The organism is Rickettsia endosymbiont of Oedothorax gibbosus, assembly GCF_936269705.1.
Taxonomy (GTDB): domain Bacteria; phylum Pseudomonadota; class Alphaproteobacteria; order Rickettsiales; family Rickettsiaceae; genus Tisiphia.
Genome location: NZ_OW370493.1, coordinates 2199571 through 2215907, shown reverse-complemented (window position 1 = coordinate 2215907; position 16337 = coordinate 2199571). Strand labels below are relative to the sequence as shown.

Below are 16337 nucleotides of genomic sequence, written 5' to 3'. Positions count from 1 at the left end.
TATTTAATAGAAAAGAATTATGCATAATGTTATTAGTAAAATATTATTGATTATCGTTGTTGTCCTAATAGCATTATTTGCTTATAAAACTATGAAGACTCCTAATGCTGTCTCTGCTACGGTTTCGATTAATGCTGCAGATCAGTACTCATTAGATAAAAAAGAAAACATAGAGAAAACTGAAAAAATTGTAAAAGAATATTTACTAAATAATCCTGAAGTAATAATTCAGTCAATAGAAGGTCTTCAACGACGTAAAATGCAAGAAATGGAAATAAAAACTGGTGAATATATCAGAGATAATAAATCTGAAATAGAGAGTTCTCCTGCATCTCCAGTACTTGGTAATCCGAATGGGGATATAATCATTGCTGCTTTTTATGATTATAATTGTGGTTATTGTAAAAAAGGTAGTTATTTTATTAATCAGTTAATTAAATCAGATACGAGCGTTAAAGTCGTTTTGCAACTATATCCACTTCTTGGTGAGGCGTCTAATTATGCAGTAGCTATTGCTTTAGCTGTTTATAAGACCGCTCCTGATAAGTTTCAGGATATTCATAACGGTTTAATGGAGCTAAAACCTATCACCAAAGAATCTGTAGAAAAATCGCTTCTCGCAAATGATTTAAATGTTGAAGTAATCACAGAAGAAATTAATAAGGGGGAGATACACAAGCTTCTTGACAAAAATGTTAAATTAGCAAAAGGTTTAAAAATACAGGGAGTTCCCGCCTATATTATTAATGGTAAATTAATTGCAGGAATGATGGATATGGAACAATTGCAAAAAATAATTGCCGATATAAGAAGCCAAAATAAATTATAATGGTATAGATAATTCAGGAGAGGTTGGGGACGTCGTCGCTCAATGCTTGCCTATTACTTATAGGCGATAATCAAGTTTTTTTGCAGATTTGAATAAAATATAGGATCATGGTTGTCATCCCTGCGAAAGCAGGGATCTAAAAATACCCTGAGGTATTATAGATTCCCGCCTACGCGGGAATGATGGTATGGACGAGTGAAGCGAAATATGCTTTACTTGTACGGAGTCAGCTGAAAAATAGTTTTCAGCTGCTCCAAATTAAATAATAATTTAATTAATAGGTCCATACCATGATAAATAATAGCATAAAAAATACTATAATAGGAATAGATTTAGCAAAAAATAGTATGCACTTGGTGCAAGTCGATCAAAATGGCAAAAAAATAGGTTATCAAAAAGTTACAAGAGATGAGTTAATAGCCTATTTAAGCAATCTCGATAAAAGTTCATTGGTAGCTATGGAAGCATGTGGAGGAGCTAATTATTGGTCACAGGAAATTGCTAAGCTTGGTTTGCAAGTCAAACTAATGAAAACAAAAGATGTAAAAGTTTATGCTACATCGAAACAGAAAAATGATTATAACGATGCGTTAGCAATATGCAAAGCGGCTCGTGATCCAGAATTAAAAACTGTGCTGCCAAAAAGCAAAGAGGAACAAGATATAAAATTTTTGCATAAAATTAGAAGTAATACGATCAGAGATCGTGTGCAAAAAACTAATTCTACAATATCAAGTTTATGTGAATATGGCTATAATACAAAATTAAGTAAAAATAAATTTTGCAAATCATGTAGGCTGGAGGTAGAGTTAGCGTATAGTAAAGGTTATATAAATTCTGGGATACGGTCAATTTTACTTTTAGAATGTAAAGAAATTGAGGATTTATGTGACAAAGAGAAAACTTTAGAAAAGCTGATTATCAGCAATAATAAGCAAAGTGAGAAAGCTACTAGGTTGCAGACAATTTTTGGCATTGGAGCAATCAATGCTAGTTGTTTGAGTGTAGCCCCAATGGAAAGTTATCCAACCCCGAGGGATTTTGCTGCTTCGCTTGGTTTGGTACCAAAGCAACATAGCTCAGGAGATAAGATAGTTTTAGGAGGGATTACCAAACAGGGAGATAGATATGCCAGAACTATGTTGATTCAAGCCGCAAGGACAATAGCAATAAGAGCAAAAAGTGGTAAGGAATCGAAAGATAAACTAGTGCAGTGGGCAGTGAAGAAATTTGCTGAAAATAAATCATATAATATTATATGTGTTGGTTTAGCAAATAAGTTAGCAAGGATTGCTTATGCAGTAGTCACCAATGGTAGCGAGTATGCTGCAAATTAGTTTAGTTGGAAAAAAGAAAAAACTATGTCAACTAAATAAAAATTGGTAATTGATAAATATTGCGAGTAAAGATTAGCAACAATAAAGAGAACGAAAGTTAAAGAGTTAATGAATAAGTATTCTGAACAAAATCCGTAAGTATGTCGAGGCTCTAGAAGCCGTGGGAATGAGAGGTTACTCAAGGATATTTATAAGAATGCAGAAACCATTATGGCACTCGATGCCGAATATATGACCGCTTCCTTTGTGGCTCTATTTCTTTGTTGACAAATTCACTCGTTCATATATGACAAATTTTGCGTTTAAAGATAGATGTTGTGACTCGGATATATAGTCAATTCAGGAGAATTTGGGGCTAGGAGCGACGAGTGACGACGTCCCCAACTTCTCATCATTTGACTATATCGTTATGCAGCGAGTTTATCCTTCAATACTTCAATTAATTTATTAATTGCCTCATCAGGATTTATGTTTTCAAGAATAGCAAGTTCCCCAGCGAGTCTATTTAATGCTGATTCATAAATTGTTCTTTCGCTATAAGACCTATCACTATCAACGTTTTTGTAGAGATCTCGCACCACTTCTGCCACAGCTACTATATTGCCAGAATTTATTTTACTTTCATATTCTTGTGCTCTTCTACTCCACATCCTATTACCTTGCTTAGCTTTACCCTGAAGTGTTGAGTATATTATAGTCAGGTCAGTTTTGCTAACAAGTTTTCTGAGACCCGAAATAGTTGCTCTATTTACAGGTACTTTTAGAATCATTTTGTCTTGGGGAAACGATATTACATAAACTCTAATATCAGTACCAGCTATGACTTGCTGTTCTACATTTATTATCTCTCCAACTCCATGAGATGGATATACAATTCTTTCTCCTACTTTAAATTCAGATGATGTTGACATGCTTACTCCTTATCCATTATAAAAACTTAGATTATAGTCAACTGAATTAACTATTAGTTCTTTTGCAAACTCACTATACTACAGACGATAACACAACATTGACTATAACATATTTTGGAGAAATAATAAAGTAGAAGTTATAAAATTTAAGGATGCTGCCATTGAATATAGTTTATTATATTTTCTTAACTATTAAACTTGCATTAGTTCCACCAAAGCCAAATGAGTTAGAAAGTACGTAATTAATTTTTGCCTTTCTAGCTTCTAAAGGAACTAAGTCTATTTTTACTTCTGGTATCGGTTTATGTAAATTTAGAGTTGGTGGAGCAATTTGATCCTGTATGGCAAGAATTGAGTATATTAACTCTACGCTACCAGTTGCTCCGAGCAAATGACCGATAGATGATTTCGTTGACGACATAAGAACCTTCGGGTTGGTATCCAAAAATAATCTTTGGACAGCTAGTAACTCAATAGTATCACCAACCTGGGTAGAAGTCCCGTGGGCATTGATATAATCAATAATACTTGCATCAATTTTTGCATCTTTAAGAGCATTAAACATAGCTTTATAAGCACCTCTTCCATCAGGGTGAGGAGAAGTCATATGATAAGCATCTCCAGTAGAACCATATCCAACAATTTCAGCATAAATCTTAGCATTTCTACTAATAGCATGCTCATATTCTTCCAGTACTACAACTCCAGCTCCTTCCCCCATTATAAAGCCATCACGTTCTTGATCCCAAGGTCTTGATGCAGTTTCAGGTGTAGAATTATATTTAGTAGATAACGCCCTTGCAGCAACGAATCCCGCCACTCCAACCGGAGTAACCGGAGCTTCGGCTCCGCCAGCAATCATAACATCCACATTACCATATTGAATCATCCGCATAGCATCTCCTATGGCATGAGCCCCAGTGGAGCATGCTGTTGCTACTGCTTGATTTGGTCCAGTAAATCCGTATTTAGTGGAAACATGACCTGAAAGGAGATTAATTAATGAGGCTGGGATAAAAAATGGGCTAACTTTGCCATTATTTTCTTTATGAAACTTTACTGACGTCTCTTCGATCATCTTAAGTCCGCCGATTCCTGAACCGAGTATTAAACCTGTTCTATCTCCTGATAATTCATCTTGTACTTGCCACCCACTATCCTCGATTGCTTCAGTAGCTGCTGCGATACCATATTGAATGAATAAATCCATCTTATGTACATTACGAGGATCAATAGATTTTTCCGGATTAAAGCCGCTATCAGTTGAATGATCCACAATACCAGCTATTTTACAAGCAAGGTTAGAAGTATCAAATCCGGTAATTGCCTTAATACCGCTACGCCCCTCTATGATACCATTCCAAGAGGGTTTCACCCCAACTCCCAGTGGAGTGACTAGTCCGATACCGGTTATAACGACTCTTCTAGTTGACATAATTATAGCTTATGATTAATTTTTTTTATGATGTATTACATATTGTATAAGGTCAGCAACGGTTAGAATTTTACTAGCATCATCATCTGGTATATCGCATTTATACTTTGCTTCTATTGCCATCATTAATTCAACTATATCTAAACTATCTGCTTTGAGATCCTCAACAAATCTAGATTCAGGGGTGATTAAATCTTTTTTTACTTTTAATGTATTAGCAACGATTTCAATAATATCTTGTTCGATAGTATCTTGATCGACAGTATTTTGTGCAATATTTTCATCCATAGTTAGAACCTCATAACATAAATTAAATTTCGAATAAATCGATACAACAATTTCAAACTTCTAGCATAAAAATATATTTTATGCCAGTGGAAAATAAACAAGATTTTAGCATTGCCTATAAATCTCCGCATTTAAAGGGATATAATATTATTAATTTTATTCTTTACAATATTAATAAACCATAGTTGCTTCATTGATTGTATAATTGTTAAGTTAATTACATACGCCTTTTCTTAATAATAGAGATAATAATGCCAAGAGACAAAAGAATAATTGTCATAGCCAGTGTAGTATAAGATGGAATATCAATAACATGTTCAGCGAATATTTTTATACCAATAAATATTAATATTAATGCTAGCGAATATTTTATATAACTAAATTGCTTAACAACATTAGCTAAGCATAAGAATAAGGCACGCAGACCTAATATGGCAAAAATATTAGAAGTATAAATTATATAAGGATCCTTAGTGATAGCAAATATTGCTGGTATACTATCAATGGCAAACACAATATCCATAACTTCTATTATTATTAATGATGCAAAAAGAGGAGTAATGCTGATACCTTTGCTAGTTTTAACAAAAAATTTGTAACCCGAGATTTTGGGGGTAATGCTAAAGTATTTTTGTAGAATTCTATAAATAGACGATTCTTGCACTTTTAAATTTTTATTTGATAGATAAAAAGTTTTTATACCTGTAGTTATAAGAATAATTGCAAAAACATATAATAACCAAGAAAATTTTGAGATAACAATGACCCCTAAATATATAATTATAGCTCTAGACACTATGACACCTAGAATTCCCAAAAACAATATTCGATGTTGATAGATCAAGGGAATAGAAAAAAACTGGAAAATCATTAAAATAATAAAAATATTATCCAATGACATGGCTTTTTCTATAAAAAAACAAGTGTAATATTCTTGGGCTTTCTCTCTTCCCATATCAAAGAAAATAAAAACACCAAAGAGGCATGCTATAATTAAGTAAAAAAGGCTAAAATAAATGGTTTGGCGAAAGGTTAATACCTTATTTTCTTTGTTAGCAAAACCAAGATCATAGATTAATAAACCTACAATCACTATACAAAAAACAATCCACGTCAAAGTCTCCTCCTATAAGCTATTATAACCTCAGTTTGATGTAAGAGGAAGGTTGAGATTATTTAATTTTCCAAAAGCTACAGAAATTTTATTAGGCTTAAAAACATAGGCAAGCAGTCCAGCTAATACGTTACACGTCAATTCGGGATAAGGATATTGTGAACATGTAGATTAAAATCAAATTTTGTTGAAGGTTTATTTTTCTTTAATGAGTAAGCAACAAGAGTAGATAATATATGGACAAAGGCATTTATTGGTGATCTATGTCTAGTATGTTCAAGGTTCATTTTATTTTTTAGATAATCAAAAACTGTTTCAATTAAGTTACGCTTTCGAAGTAAGATTTTTTCTTTCAAATCCATTAATTTATTTTCCATATTCTTCTTAATTCCATGAATCATTTTTAAGCCTCTTTCATATAAATTTAAGAACAAATTTTGCTTAATATAACCTTTATCAGCTGCTATAATTCCAGTTAATCTTTTTGTTAACTCCGGTACTGGAACCCTATCATCTACATTGCCTTTGGTCACTTTTAATGCCATAAACTCCCCTTTATTATTGATTATTACATGTAATTTAAAACCATAAAAATACCCCATAGAGGATTTACTATGTTTGGCTAATCCTTTAAAAACTTTATTGCTATAACGCCTTTTATTGTGACAAGCTTTAATCGTTGTAGAGTCAATAAAATAAATACCTGTTTCCTCACCAAACAACAAATGAATCAACATATTTAGCGGTATGAATAATCGTGCCATTAATTCAACAAATCTATTATAACTCAAGGCTTTGGGAAAATCATCCTTATGCATGCACTCTATATAACTTTTATAGAAAAATTTAAAATTCTTAGCATAGGATGTATGAAACATAATTATTATTGTTAACATTTCACTTAGACTCATGCTACAACAGCGATTTCTTTGCTTATTTGATGGTAATAACTTTCTCTGTTCATACTCCAAATAAATTTTACAAAAATCATCTATAAAACTATATAATTCTGTGATATCTTTTTTCATGCCTGTAGTTTGTTTTTTTGTTTAAAAATATAAATACTGCAGGCACTCCTTTTTGACAATCCTTTTATCTATTACTATTTCATCTATATCTTATCCCGAACTGACGTGTTACGTCAATTCGGGATAAGGATATTGTGAACATGTAGATTAAAATCAAATTTTGTTGAAGGTTTATTTTTCTTTAATGAGTAAGCAACAAGAGTAGATAATATATGGACAAAGGCATTTATTGGTGATCTATGTCTAGTATGTTCAAGGTTCATTTTATTTTTTAGATAATCAAAAACTGTTTCAATTAAGTTACGCTTTCGAAGTAAGATTTTTTCTTTCAAATCCATTAATTTATTTTCCATATTCTTCTTAATTCCATGAATCATTTTTAAGCCTCTTTCATATAAATTTAAGAACAAATTTTGCTTAATATAACCTTTATCAGCTGCTATAATTCCAGTTAATCTTTTTGTTAACTCCGGTACTGGAACCCTATCATCTACATTGCCTTTGGTCACTTTTAATGCCATAAACTCCCCTTTATTATTGATTATTACATGTAATTTAAAACCATAAAAATACCCCATAGAGGATTTACTATGTTTGGCTAATCCTTTAAAAACTTTATTGCTATAACGCCTTTTATTGTGACAAGCTTTAATCGTTGTAGAGTCAATAAAATAAATACCTGTTTCCTCACCAAACAACAAATGAATCAACATATTTAGCGGTATGAATAATCGTGCCATTAATTCAACAAATCTATTATAACTCAAGGCTTTGGGAAAATCATCCTTATGCATGCACTCTATATAACTTTTATAGAAAAATTTAAAATTCTTAGCATAGGATGTATGAAACATAATTATTATTGTTAACATTTCACTTAGACTCATGCTACAACAGCGATTTCTTTGCTTATTTGATGGTAATAACTTTCTCTGTTCATACTCCAAATAAATTTTACAAAAATCATCTATAAAACTATATAATTCTGTGATATCTTTTTTCATGCCTGTAGTTTGTTTTTTTGTTTAAAAATATAAATACTGCAGGCACTCCTTTTTGACAATCCTTTTATCTATTACTATTTCATCTATATCTTATCCCGAACTGACGTACGTTAGTTTGAAAATTCATAACAGATCTATGGCTTGTATGGTCTATATGACAAAGGTTTTTTAGTTGATCGTTAATGGTTTCAATAATATACCTTTTATTTAAAAACCGCTTTTTAATAGGATCTATTATTCTTTCTTTCATATTACTTTTAATTTTTGTTATTAGTTCTAAACCTTGATTAGCAAGGGATTGAGTGAGTTTTTTACTGATATACCCACGATCACCAAAAAGCCAGCCTTGTAATTTATCTACTAAATTTTCTACCACTGCTCTATCATCAACATTTCCTGGAGTTAAAGAAAAACTCATAATCTCTCCGCAACTGTTAATGACAATATGTAGCTTACAACCAAAGAACCACCCAGTGGAAGTCTTACCTCTTTTTGCTATGTCTTTGAATACTTTATGTCTATTAATTCTTAAATTATGGCAAGCAGGAAGTTTAGTAGAGTCGATATAATATTGACCAGTTTGTTTTCCTGATAGGCTTTTTAGCAGTAATACCATGGGCATGAAGCTCATTGGCATTAACTGAACAAAACGACTATAGCTCACAAGTTTTGGAAATTCCTTTCTATAACTTTGACATAGGCAGCATAAATAAAAATCTTTAAAGGTACGGTAGTGACTCAAGTGAAACATTACTATAATAGTAATAATCTCTGAGAGTCCTATACTGCAAACTACTTTACGCTTACGGTTAGGATTTGGTAATATATATTTATTTTGCTCCGTATCAAAATGCTTGCAAAAATCATCAATTAAGCAGAAAATCTCCGTAAGAGGGATCATAATATATTCTCCAATTTTGTTGTTATTATTCGAGAACTTTATAATCCCTCCCTTCTTACTTTTCAAATATTCTTTCTCCTAACACACTAGTTTGAAAGAAGGTTTTATTTTTACCATAGCTCACCACCAACAGTTTGTTTATGTTATTACATAATGCTTAGCATTTTGTTTGGTGCTTACGTCAAACTCAGGTTATTATAATAATTTGAAGAACTTATTGCTTCAAGGCTATTGGTTTTTAATATTAAGCATTACCCATTCGTGAAGTAAAGTGCGATTCTTTGATACCAAGATTTTGCAAGGCATTATGCCACTTATGCTCTGGACGACCAGAAAAAATAAAATCTTTATCACAATCTGTTATTATCCACAAATTATCCTTAATCTCTGATTCAAGCTGCCCTGCTTTCCAAGAAGTATAGCCAATAATAAATAAACTATTTTTAGGACCATTACCAGAAGCAATATCATGAGGGATTTGAGGATTAGAACTAACTGCTAAATGATTTTGAAACTTCAATAATAAATTCTCATTATAGTCATCAGAATGTAAGAAAAAACCACGATCATGCTCAACTGCTCCTCCCAAATAGATAGGCATCATAATATTACCTACCTGATCATCAGATATTTTAAAGAACGATTTTATTTCTATATGATTCACTAAATTATTGAAAATTAAGCCAATCGCTCCCTCTGCTGTATGAGATAGCATATAAACAAGTGATTTATTAAATATACCATCAAGCATATAAGGAGTAGCTATCAAAACCTTACCAGACAAATTATCAAAAATTTTATTGTTTTCATTCATAATATTTATTGTATTGTTAAATTTATTTAGTCTATTATTATATTAATATACTAGCTTTTAGATACATATAGTGTTAAATTATACCTATTCAGTGTTAAATTATACCTATTCAATAAAATTTTTAAAAGACTTTCGATTGACTTATCCAGGAAGTCTAATTAAATATACTCTATACCTGTTCTAAACCTAAAGTAATTTTTTAAAAAGTCTAATGTTTACTTGGTTTGATATAACAATACTGGCAATTATTACTGCTTCCTCAATGCTCGGAGCTTATAGGGGATTAGCAAAAGTTACTATTAGCTTACTTGGCTTTATATTTTCAATTATTCTTGCCTATTACTTATCTTCATATATTAATGAGGTCATTAGTCGATATTTTATTAACCATATTGCGTTGGTAATTAGCTCTGGGAGTATCTCCTATATTATATCTTGGAGTGTATGCTCTTTCTTAACCCATAAATTTCTTTTGATGATTGCCTTTATAAGTGGCGGGGTCGTTGATAGAACTCTGGGTCTAGGCGTTGGCGTATTTAGAGGTATGATTATTTGTTTATTCCTATTTCTAGTCCTAACAATTTTCTTTTCTGGCAGTTATCTACAAGCAAAAACGCTAAAAGATGTTATGCAAAATACTACCATTGATAAATACCCAGAATGGCTTAAAGAATCCACGACTACTCCCTATCTAGATCAGTTAAGTAAGAATTTTATAAAAACTCTACCACAAAATAGTTTAGAATCCATTAAATTACCCATAAAATCAGAGATTATTGATACTACAAATGTCTTAAAAAAGTCACAATCTAATGAATATCTTGATAAAGTAGAAAAACTTCCTGAAGAACTCAGGCAAGAACTTGATGAAGTATTGTCGCAAGAATTAGAAAAAGATGACTAATTAATTATATTTTTTGCAACCAAAAAGAGCCAAATATAGAGTCAGAACGCCCTCGCAAAGCGAGGGGCTTGACGGTTATGAGCAGCCCAAAGGGCTGCCATTGTTAATTAAAATTCTCCTGATTCGTCAGAGCCTAAACTATCAAGTTGCTCTTGATTCTTAATGTAGTGTTTGATCTGATTCTCTTCAAATCCTACAGTTGAGACCGCATAACCTCTAGCCCACAACTTTTCTCCATTAAAATTACGTTTTCGTCCACCAAACTGCCTAGCAACGGCTATAGCACTTTTCCCCTTGATATAGCCTATTACTTCAGCTACAGAATATTTAGGAGGAATCTTGATGAGCATATGCACATGATCTTGTACCATATGCCCCTCTATGATCTTGCTCCCACGTTGAAAAGCTAACTCATGGAATACGTTCCCAAGATATTTTCTAACCTTCCCGTACAATTCTTTTTTACGACACTTTGGAATAAACACAATATGATATTTGCAATCCCATTTAGAATGATTTAAACTTTCGTATGTTGTCATATATTTTCTCCTTTGACCGTCAAGCCAAAGAAGTTATATATGATAACTTTTTATTTTATACTAAATCTAAAGGCCAAGCCTTGATGGTCTCACTAGTCAAACTAGTGGCTTACCTATCATTGAGTTACTTTAGTTATTGTAGGCGGTCTCCCAGGAGGCTATAGTCAATACAGGAGGATTGGATAGCAGGAGCGATGGAGCGACGCATAAGCGTTAGTTTAAGAAAACAATAATTGAAAAACCGTCATTGCGAGGAGACCGTAAGGTCGACGAAGCAATCCAGAAAAATGATTAAAAATCGATTGCCACGCCACCTACGGTGGCTCGCAACGACGACTTTTCTACTTTATTTTCTTAAACTGACGCCTATAAGTAATAGGTGAGCATTGAGCGATGACGTCACCAATTTCTCCTCAATTGACTATACCTACGATAGCGAAACTTTTACAGCAATATATTAATTTATGAAATCATATACCTTTAAAGAACATTTTTTAGAGCTAAAAGCTAGATTTTTACGAGTGTTTGCTGCATTCATTATTGGTTTTATTATTTGTTATTATTTTAGCAGTGATATATATAATATTTTATTAGAACCACTTGCAGAATTAAGTCATGCTAATATAAGAAGAGTGATCTATACTGGTCTTACTGAGGCATTCTTTACTTACATAAAACTTGCGGCTTTTGTTTCTTTTATCATGATTATACCAATTATTAGCATAGAATGTTTTTTGTTTATAAAACCTGGACTATATTCACATGAGAAAAAATATGTGGCTTTTATCCTCTTTATGGCACCTATTTTGTTTTGGTGTGGGGGTGTCTTTGTTTTTTACTTTGTTATGCCGCGTGCATGGCAATTTTTTTTGAGCTTTGAAGATCATAATGTCGTTATTCCACTAATTCTAGAAGCTAGAGTTAGCGAATATTTAAATTTAGTAATTCAGCTAATTATTGCTTTTGGTATAGCCTTTCAATTGCCTATTATTATGCTAATATTAAATTTATTAAAAATATTAACAGCAAAAGACTTAGTGAACAAGAGAAGATGGTCTATAATAATTATTTTTGTTATTGCTGGTATTTTGACTCCACCAGATGTACTTAGCCAATTTGCCCTTGCAATACCAATGCTTTTATTATATGAAACTTCAGTTATTATGTGTAAATTTGTAGAAAACCGAGGAAATTAGATGTTAGATATAAAATGGATTAGGGAAAATAAACAGGAATTTGATGATTTACTTATCAAAAGAGGAATTGCCCCAATGTCTGATAAAATTACTAAACTAGACGAAAACAAGCGTCAGTTAACTAATCTCATTCAACAATTCCAGCATGCAAGAAAGAAAAAATCTAAATCTTTAGGTAATATGCCTAGCAAGACTAGTAAGGAATTTGAAGAACTAAAGCGTGATGTGGATCATATAAATGAAAAATTAGAAGAACTGACTCTAAAGTTAAATAGTAATCATCAGCTCAACGATATGCTGGAAGTACTGCCAAATCTTCCTGAGGATGACGTACCATACGGTACTGATGGAAGTATGAATAAACTGATTAGAACAGTTGGAGATATTACCACCAAGGCATCCCTAGTAATAGCTAAGCAGCATTTTGAGCTTGGTGAGAGTTTAGGGATGATGGATTTTGTACGTACTGCTAAAATGTCTGGTAGTAGATTTGTCACTCTCAAAGGAGATTTAGCAAAGCTAGAGCGGGCATTGATTAATTTTATGATTGATACTCATACTGAGGAATTTGGTTTTATTGAATTATCTCCTCCATCTTTAGTACGACCAGTTGCTATGTATAATAGTGGTCAATTGCCAAAATTTGCAGAAGATTCGTTTGAAACGGTGAATAATTATAGGCTAATTCCAACAGGCGAAGTACCTCTTGTTAATATGGTATCTGATACTATAATAGCTAGAGAAGAATTACCTATACGTTATGTTGCTTATACCCCCTGTTACAGATCGGAATCTGGGAGCAGTGGTAAGGATACTAGAGGTATGATACGTATGCATCAATTTGGTAAAGTTGAATTGGTCACAATAACTACTGTAGAAGAATCTAAATGTGAACATGAATATATCACTAATGCTGCTGAGACTATTCTAAAAAAACTTGATTTACCATATAGAGTTATGTTGCTTTGTACTGGGGATACGGGGTTTACTGCTCAGAAAACCTATGATTTGGAAGTATGGTTGCCAGGTCAGAATCTATATCGTGAAATTTCAAGCTGTTCTAATTGTGGAGATTTCCAAGCTAGAAGGATGAAAGCTAGATATAAAGAATTTGGTAGCAACGACACTACTTTTGCTCATACGTTAAATGGTTCTGGTTTACCAATTGGTAGAACAATAATTGCAATTCTAGAAAATTACCAGAATGCAGATGGCTCAATAACGGTTCCAGATGTTTTAGTGAGTTATATGGGTGGGTTAGAGCGAATTCATGCTACTAAATGTTAACATACCGCTAAATGTTAAGTATGAGAGATTAAGATAGTTATGTTAAAAACAAAAGAATATAAGTAAGTCACCTTACGCATGGTATTTAAAAGTCACATATAAAATAGCTTGGCGTCATTGCGAGAAGCTACTTTAGTAGCGACGAAGCAATCTAATAAATGTGGATTGCCACGACCTACTTGCGTGGTCTCGCTAATAGCGTCTTGTATTTTTCTGGAATTTTTAAATTGTCATGGGGGTTATGCGTAAGGTGAGTAAGTAATATATGTTTATTTAATAGGTATCATTGGTGTTCAAAATAACTAGCAATTCGAGGAAAATTGATAAGGATTTGTATAATAATTCTGCAGAGAATTTTATTCCAATTGCTTGTCACTATAATGAAAACACTCTGTTAACTAAGAATGGGGAACTACTCCAAACTATCCAAATAAATGGTATTAATGCAGAAAATATTAGTGATAAGTTATTCAATTTACGAGAGGTAGTGCGTAATGCTATCAAGAAAAATGTTCATAATAAAAGTTTTGCATTCTGGATACATACGGTACGGCGTAAGACAAATTTAGATGACACAACTCCGTACAATAAATTGTTACCAGCTAATATTCACAATCTATGGCAACAAAAGAATTACTGGGATGATAAATTTGTTAATACTTTATATATTTCAATAATTTATGATTCTGATAACATTAAAGTTAAAGACTTAAACTCTTTAATAACTTCTTTGTCTTTCGATAAACTTATCAATTACCAAAATAACTACTTAGATAGTGTTTTTAAAATACTAAATAGTACTGTTGATACAATACTTTTGGATTTGCAAGGTTTTGGTGCAGTAAAGTTAGGAATAAGATTTGAAAGAGAGGAATCTTACTCTGATCTGATGTTTTTATATCGCAGAATAGTCCATCTTAACGAGGAATATTGTTTAGTGCCGATTGCCAATTTATCTAATGCTTTAGCCTCTAATCAATATGCAGTTGGTAATGATAAGATTGAAGTAATAAGTCAACATGGTAAAAAATTTGCATCCATTATTTCAATAAAGGAATATCAAGAAGTATCATCAGATGCCCTTGATGGATTCCTACAATTACCTGTAGAATTAATAGCAACAGAAATATTTTATTTCGTTGATAAAAAAGAAGTATCTAAAGCATTTGAAGAACAGGCCTATATTTTACAAGTTAGTAAAGACTCTAAGCTTGCTGAGATTACAGGAATAGATAAGATAATGAATCTTGATGCTTCAATTCCAAACCAATTTTGTAAACAACAAATTTCCATTGCTATTATAGGATCAGACTTGAACAAATTGGATCAATCAATTGCCCAGGCGTCTAGGGAACTTGCTAAAATTGGAATTGTTCATGTACGAGAAGATATAAACTTAGAATCGACATTTTGGGCACAACTCCCAGGCAACTTTTCCTGTATTAGAAGGTTAGCCCCAACAATTATTGAAAATACAGCTGCCTTAGCTTCATTACATAATTTTCCAACTGGAAGCCAAAATAACATATGGGGTAAAGCGGTAACTTTGCTTAGAACGGAAAAAGGAACGCCTTACTTTATGAATTTTCATGCTAAAAGTAATAATAGAGGAAATGTTTGTATTTTTGGCACAGCTAATACTGGCAAGACCGTATTAACAAATTTTTTGATTTCTGAAGCTACTAAGTATAAGCCAACAATATTGTATCTTTCCAACAATAATGATTCAAAGATTTTTGTTGAATCAATTGAAGGGCATTGGATTGAAAAGGAAAAAAATCTAATAAATCCATTTATACTAGATGATACTCTAGAATCAAGACATTTTATTGTTGAATTTCTTAAAATAATTTGTAATCATTCTTTTTATCCTCTAACCGAAATTGAATTAGCTTTTCTAGAAATTTTTGCCGATAAAATTCATAGTTTAGATAATAAGGATCGTAATTTTTCATCCATTTTAAAAATAATCGATTTTTCAATAGAAGGTGGAGAGTTAATTAAACTAAAATTAACAGATTATGCAGAAGGCGGATTATATGATAGTATATTTGATAGTGATAAATTTCCTTTATCCGAAGGTAATATAATAGGATTTAATTTATATTCTTTTTCTGAAAAATCCTTTATTAAACGTTTTTATCCAACGGATAGAAAACTTTTAGAAGCATTCTCAATGAATTTAACTAAGCATAATAGTTTATGTGTAGGGTTAATATATGCTTTTAATTATCATTTAACTATTACAGGGAAGAGTCCAAAAATATTAGTAATAGATAGTCTTGATTCCTTGTATAGACCAGAAAATTTTGATAACATATCAGAAATGATTTCTGATAGATTAATGAAAAATAATGGGATCATGGTTAGTAATTTTAATTTTAGTTATTTGCAATCGATAAAAACTAGGGTGTTACAGAATTGGTTAGACTTAACAGACACTAAAATTATTTTACCATCAGAAATAAAATTGCAATATTTAGAGCAAATTTTAGGGTTAAATGAATCAGAAATAAAGAAGTTATCGAAATTTACAATTACTTCTAGAATGTTCTTAATAAACCAATACGATCAATCTATTGCTGTGGAATTAAGTATAGGAAGCTTAATTGGTATTATCAAGATTTTATCCTGTAGAGCTGAGGAATTAAAAATATATCAAAAAATATTACAACAATATCCAGGACACCCTGATAATTGGATTAATCCTTTGTATATAGCATTAAATCGTATTTAGTTGAAAGAGGAAT

13 protein-coding genes and 2 pseudogenes are annotated in these 16337 nt (G+C 31.9%); 6 read left to right on the top strand and 9 right to left on the bottom strand.

Annotated elements, in window-relative coordinates:
- The first annotated feature begins 19 nt into the window (after positions 1-19).
- Positions 20-829 (top strand): DsbA family protein, encoded by an 810-nt coding sequence (locus tag NBW66_RS12155; RefSeq protein ID WP_250311143.1) that lies wholly within the window; start codon positions 20-22, stop codon positions 827-829.
- Between the two features lie 290 nt (positions 830-1119).
- Positions 1120-2166 carry an IS110 family RNA-guided transposase gene (locus NBW66_RS12150; RefSeq protein ID WP_250311142.1) on the top strand — a complete coding sequence of 349 codons (1047 nt, stop codon included), beginning with the start codon at positions 1120-1122 and terminating at the stop codon, positions 2164-2166.
- Between the two features lie 407 nt (positions 2167-2573).
- On the opposite strand, the gene NBW66_RS12145 is transcribed toward NBW66_RS12150, so the two are convergent.
- The 8 genes and pseudogenes from NBW66_RS12145 to NBW66_RS12110 all read right to left on the bottom strand — a co-directional run bounded on the left by NBW66_RS12145 (position 2574) and on the right by NBW66_RS12110 (position 9661).
- On the bottom strand, positions 2574-3077 hold the full coding sequence (locus NBW66_RS12145) for a CarD family transcriptional regulator (RefSeq protein ID WP_094648864.1): 504 nt from the start codon (positions 3075-3077) through the stop codon (positions 2574-2576).
- A gap of 175 nt (positions 3078-3252) precedes the next feature.
- The gene (gene fabF, locus NBW66_RS12140) at positions 3253-4512 is read right to left on the bottom strand and encodes a beta-ketoacyl-ACP synthase II (RefSeq protein WP_250311141.1); all 1260 of its coding nucleotides are present in this window, start codon (positions 4510-4512) and stop codon (positions 3253-3255) included.
- A gap of 15 nt (positions 4513-4527) precedes the next feature.
- Positions 4528-4800, bottom strand: coding sequence for an acyl carrier protein (acpP, locus tag NBW66_RS12135; RefSeq protein ID WP_094648866.1), 273 nt, complete (start codon positions 4798-4800; stop codon positions 4528-4530).
- A gap of 217 nt (positions 4801-5017) precedes the next feature.
- Positions 5018-5917, bottom strand: coding sequence for a TerC/Alx family metal homeostasis membrane protein (locus tag NBW66_RS12130; protein ID WP_250311140.1), 900 nt, complete (start codon positions 5915-5917; stop codon positions 5018-5020).
- 134 nt (positions 5918-6051) lie between these two features.
- Positions 6052-6942 carry an IS982 family transposase gene (locus NBW66_RS12125; protein ID WP_250310582.1) on the bottom strand — a complete coding sequence of 297 codons (891 nt, stop codon included), beginning with the start codon at positions 6940-6942 and terminating at the stop codon, positions 6052-6054.
- Positions 6943-7055: 113 nt separating this feature from the next.
- Positions 7056-7946 (bottom strand): IS982 family transposase, encoded by an 891-nt coding sequence (locus tag NBW66_RS12120; protein ID WP_250310582.1) that lies wholly within the window; start codon positions 7944-7946, stop codon positions 7056-7058.
- Between the two features lie 106 nt (positions 7947-8052).
- A pseudogene (locus NBW66_RS12115) lies at positions 8053-8847 on the bottom strand (IS982 family transposase); the annotation flags it as partial.
- Positions 8848-9091: 244 nt separating this feature from the next.
- Entirely contained in the window at positions 9092-9661 is a 570-nt protein-coding gene (locus NBW66_RS12110) for a YqgE/AlgH family protein (RefSeq protein WP_250311138.1), read from the bottom strand.
- 211 nt (positions 9662-9872) lie between these two features.
- On the opposite strand from NBW66_RS12110, the gene NBW66_RS12105 reads away from it, so the two are divergent.
- Positions 9873-10565, top strand: coding sequence for a CvpA family protein (locus tag NBW66_RS12105; RefSeq protein WP_250311137.1), 693 nt, complete (start codon positions 9873-9875; stop codon positions 10563-10565).
- A gap of 107 nt (positions 10566-10672) precedes the next feature.
- Here NBW66_RS12105 and tnpA read toward each other — a convergent pair whose 3' ends face one another.
- Complete coding sequence (tnpA, locus tag NBW66_RS12100) at positions 10673-11104, bottom strand: IS200/IS605 family transposase (protein WP_250310729.1); 432 nt, start codon at positions 11102-11104, stop codon at positions 10673-10675.
- 464 nt (positions 11105-11568) lie between these two features.
- On the opposite strand from tnpA, the pseudogene tatC reads away from it, so the two are divergent.
- From tatC to NBW66_RS12085, 3 genes and pseudogenes are all read left to right on the top strand, one after another.
- Positions 11569-12323: pseudogene (tatC, locus tag NBW66_RS12095) on the top strand (twin-arginine translocase subunit TatC).
- Positions 12301-13587: a serine--tRNA ligase gene (serS, locus tag NBW66_RS12090; protein ID WP_250311136.1), complete on the top strand. Its 1287-nt coding sequence runs from the start codon at positions 12301-12303 to the stop codon at positions 13585-13587. The pseudogene tatC and the gene serS overlap by 23 nt, the downstream one beginning before the upstream one ends.
- A gap of 298 nt (positions 13588-13885) precedes the next feature.
- Positions 13886-16324 (top strand): VirB4 family type IV secretion/conjugal transfer ATPase, encoded by a 2439-nt coding sequence (locus NBW66_RS12085; RefSeq protein ID WP_250312196.1) that lies wholly within the window; start codon positions 13886-13888, stop codon positions 16322-16324.
- The last annotated feature ends 13 nt before the right edge of the window (positions 16325-16337 follow it).

What these genes read in the sequence shown, in the direction of transcription:
- NBW66_RS12155 (WP_250311143.1), top strand. Translation starts at nt 20, where the DNA reads ATGCATAATGTTATTAGTAAAATATTATTGATTATCGTTGTTGTCCTA.
- NBW66_RS12150 (WP_250311142.1), top strand. Translation starts at nt 1,120, where the DNA reads ATGATAAATAATAGCATAAAAAATACTATAATAGGAATAGATTTAGCA.
- NBW66_RS12145 (WP_094648864.1), bottom strand. Translation starts at nt 3,077, where the DNA reads ATGTCAACATCATCTGAATTTAAAGTAGGAGAAAGAATTGTATATCCA.
- fabF (WP_250311141.1), bottom strand. Translation starts at nt 4,512, where the DNA reads ATGTCAACTAGAAGAGTCGTTATAACCGGTATCGGACTAGTCACTCCA.
- acpP (WP_094648866.1), bottom strand. Translation starts at nt 4,800, where the DNA reads ATGGATGAAAATATTGCACAAAATACTGTCGATCAAGATACTATCGAA.
- NBW66_RS12125 (WP_250310582.1), bottom strand. Translation starts at nt 6,942, where the DNA reads ATGAAAAAAGATATCACAGAATTATATAGTTTTATAGATGATTTTTGT.
- NBW66_RS12120 (WP_250310582.1), bottom strand. Translation starts at nt 7,946, where the DNA reads ATGAAAAAAGATATCACAGAATTATATAGTTTTATAGATGATTTTTGT.
- NBW66_RS12110 (WP_250311138.1), bottom strand. Translation starts at nt 9,661, where the DNA reads ATGAATGAAAACAATAAAATTTTTGATAATTTGTCTGGTAAGGTTTTG.
- NBW66_RS12105 (WP_250311137.1), top strand. Translation starts at nt 9,873, where the DNA reads ATGTTTACTTGGTTTGATATAACAATACTGGCAATTATTACTGCTTCC.
- tnpA (WP_250310729.1), bottom strand. Translation starts at nt 11,104, where the DNA reads ATGACAACATACGAAAGTTTAAATCATTCTAAATGGGATTGCAAATAT.
- serS (WP_250311136.1), top strand. Translation starts at nt 12,301, where the DNA reads ATGTTAGATATAAAATGGATTAGGGAAAATAAACAGGAATTTGATGAT.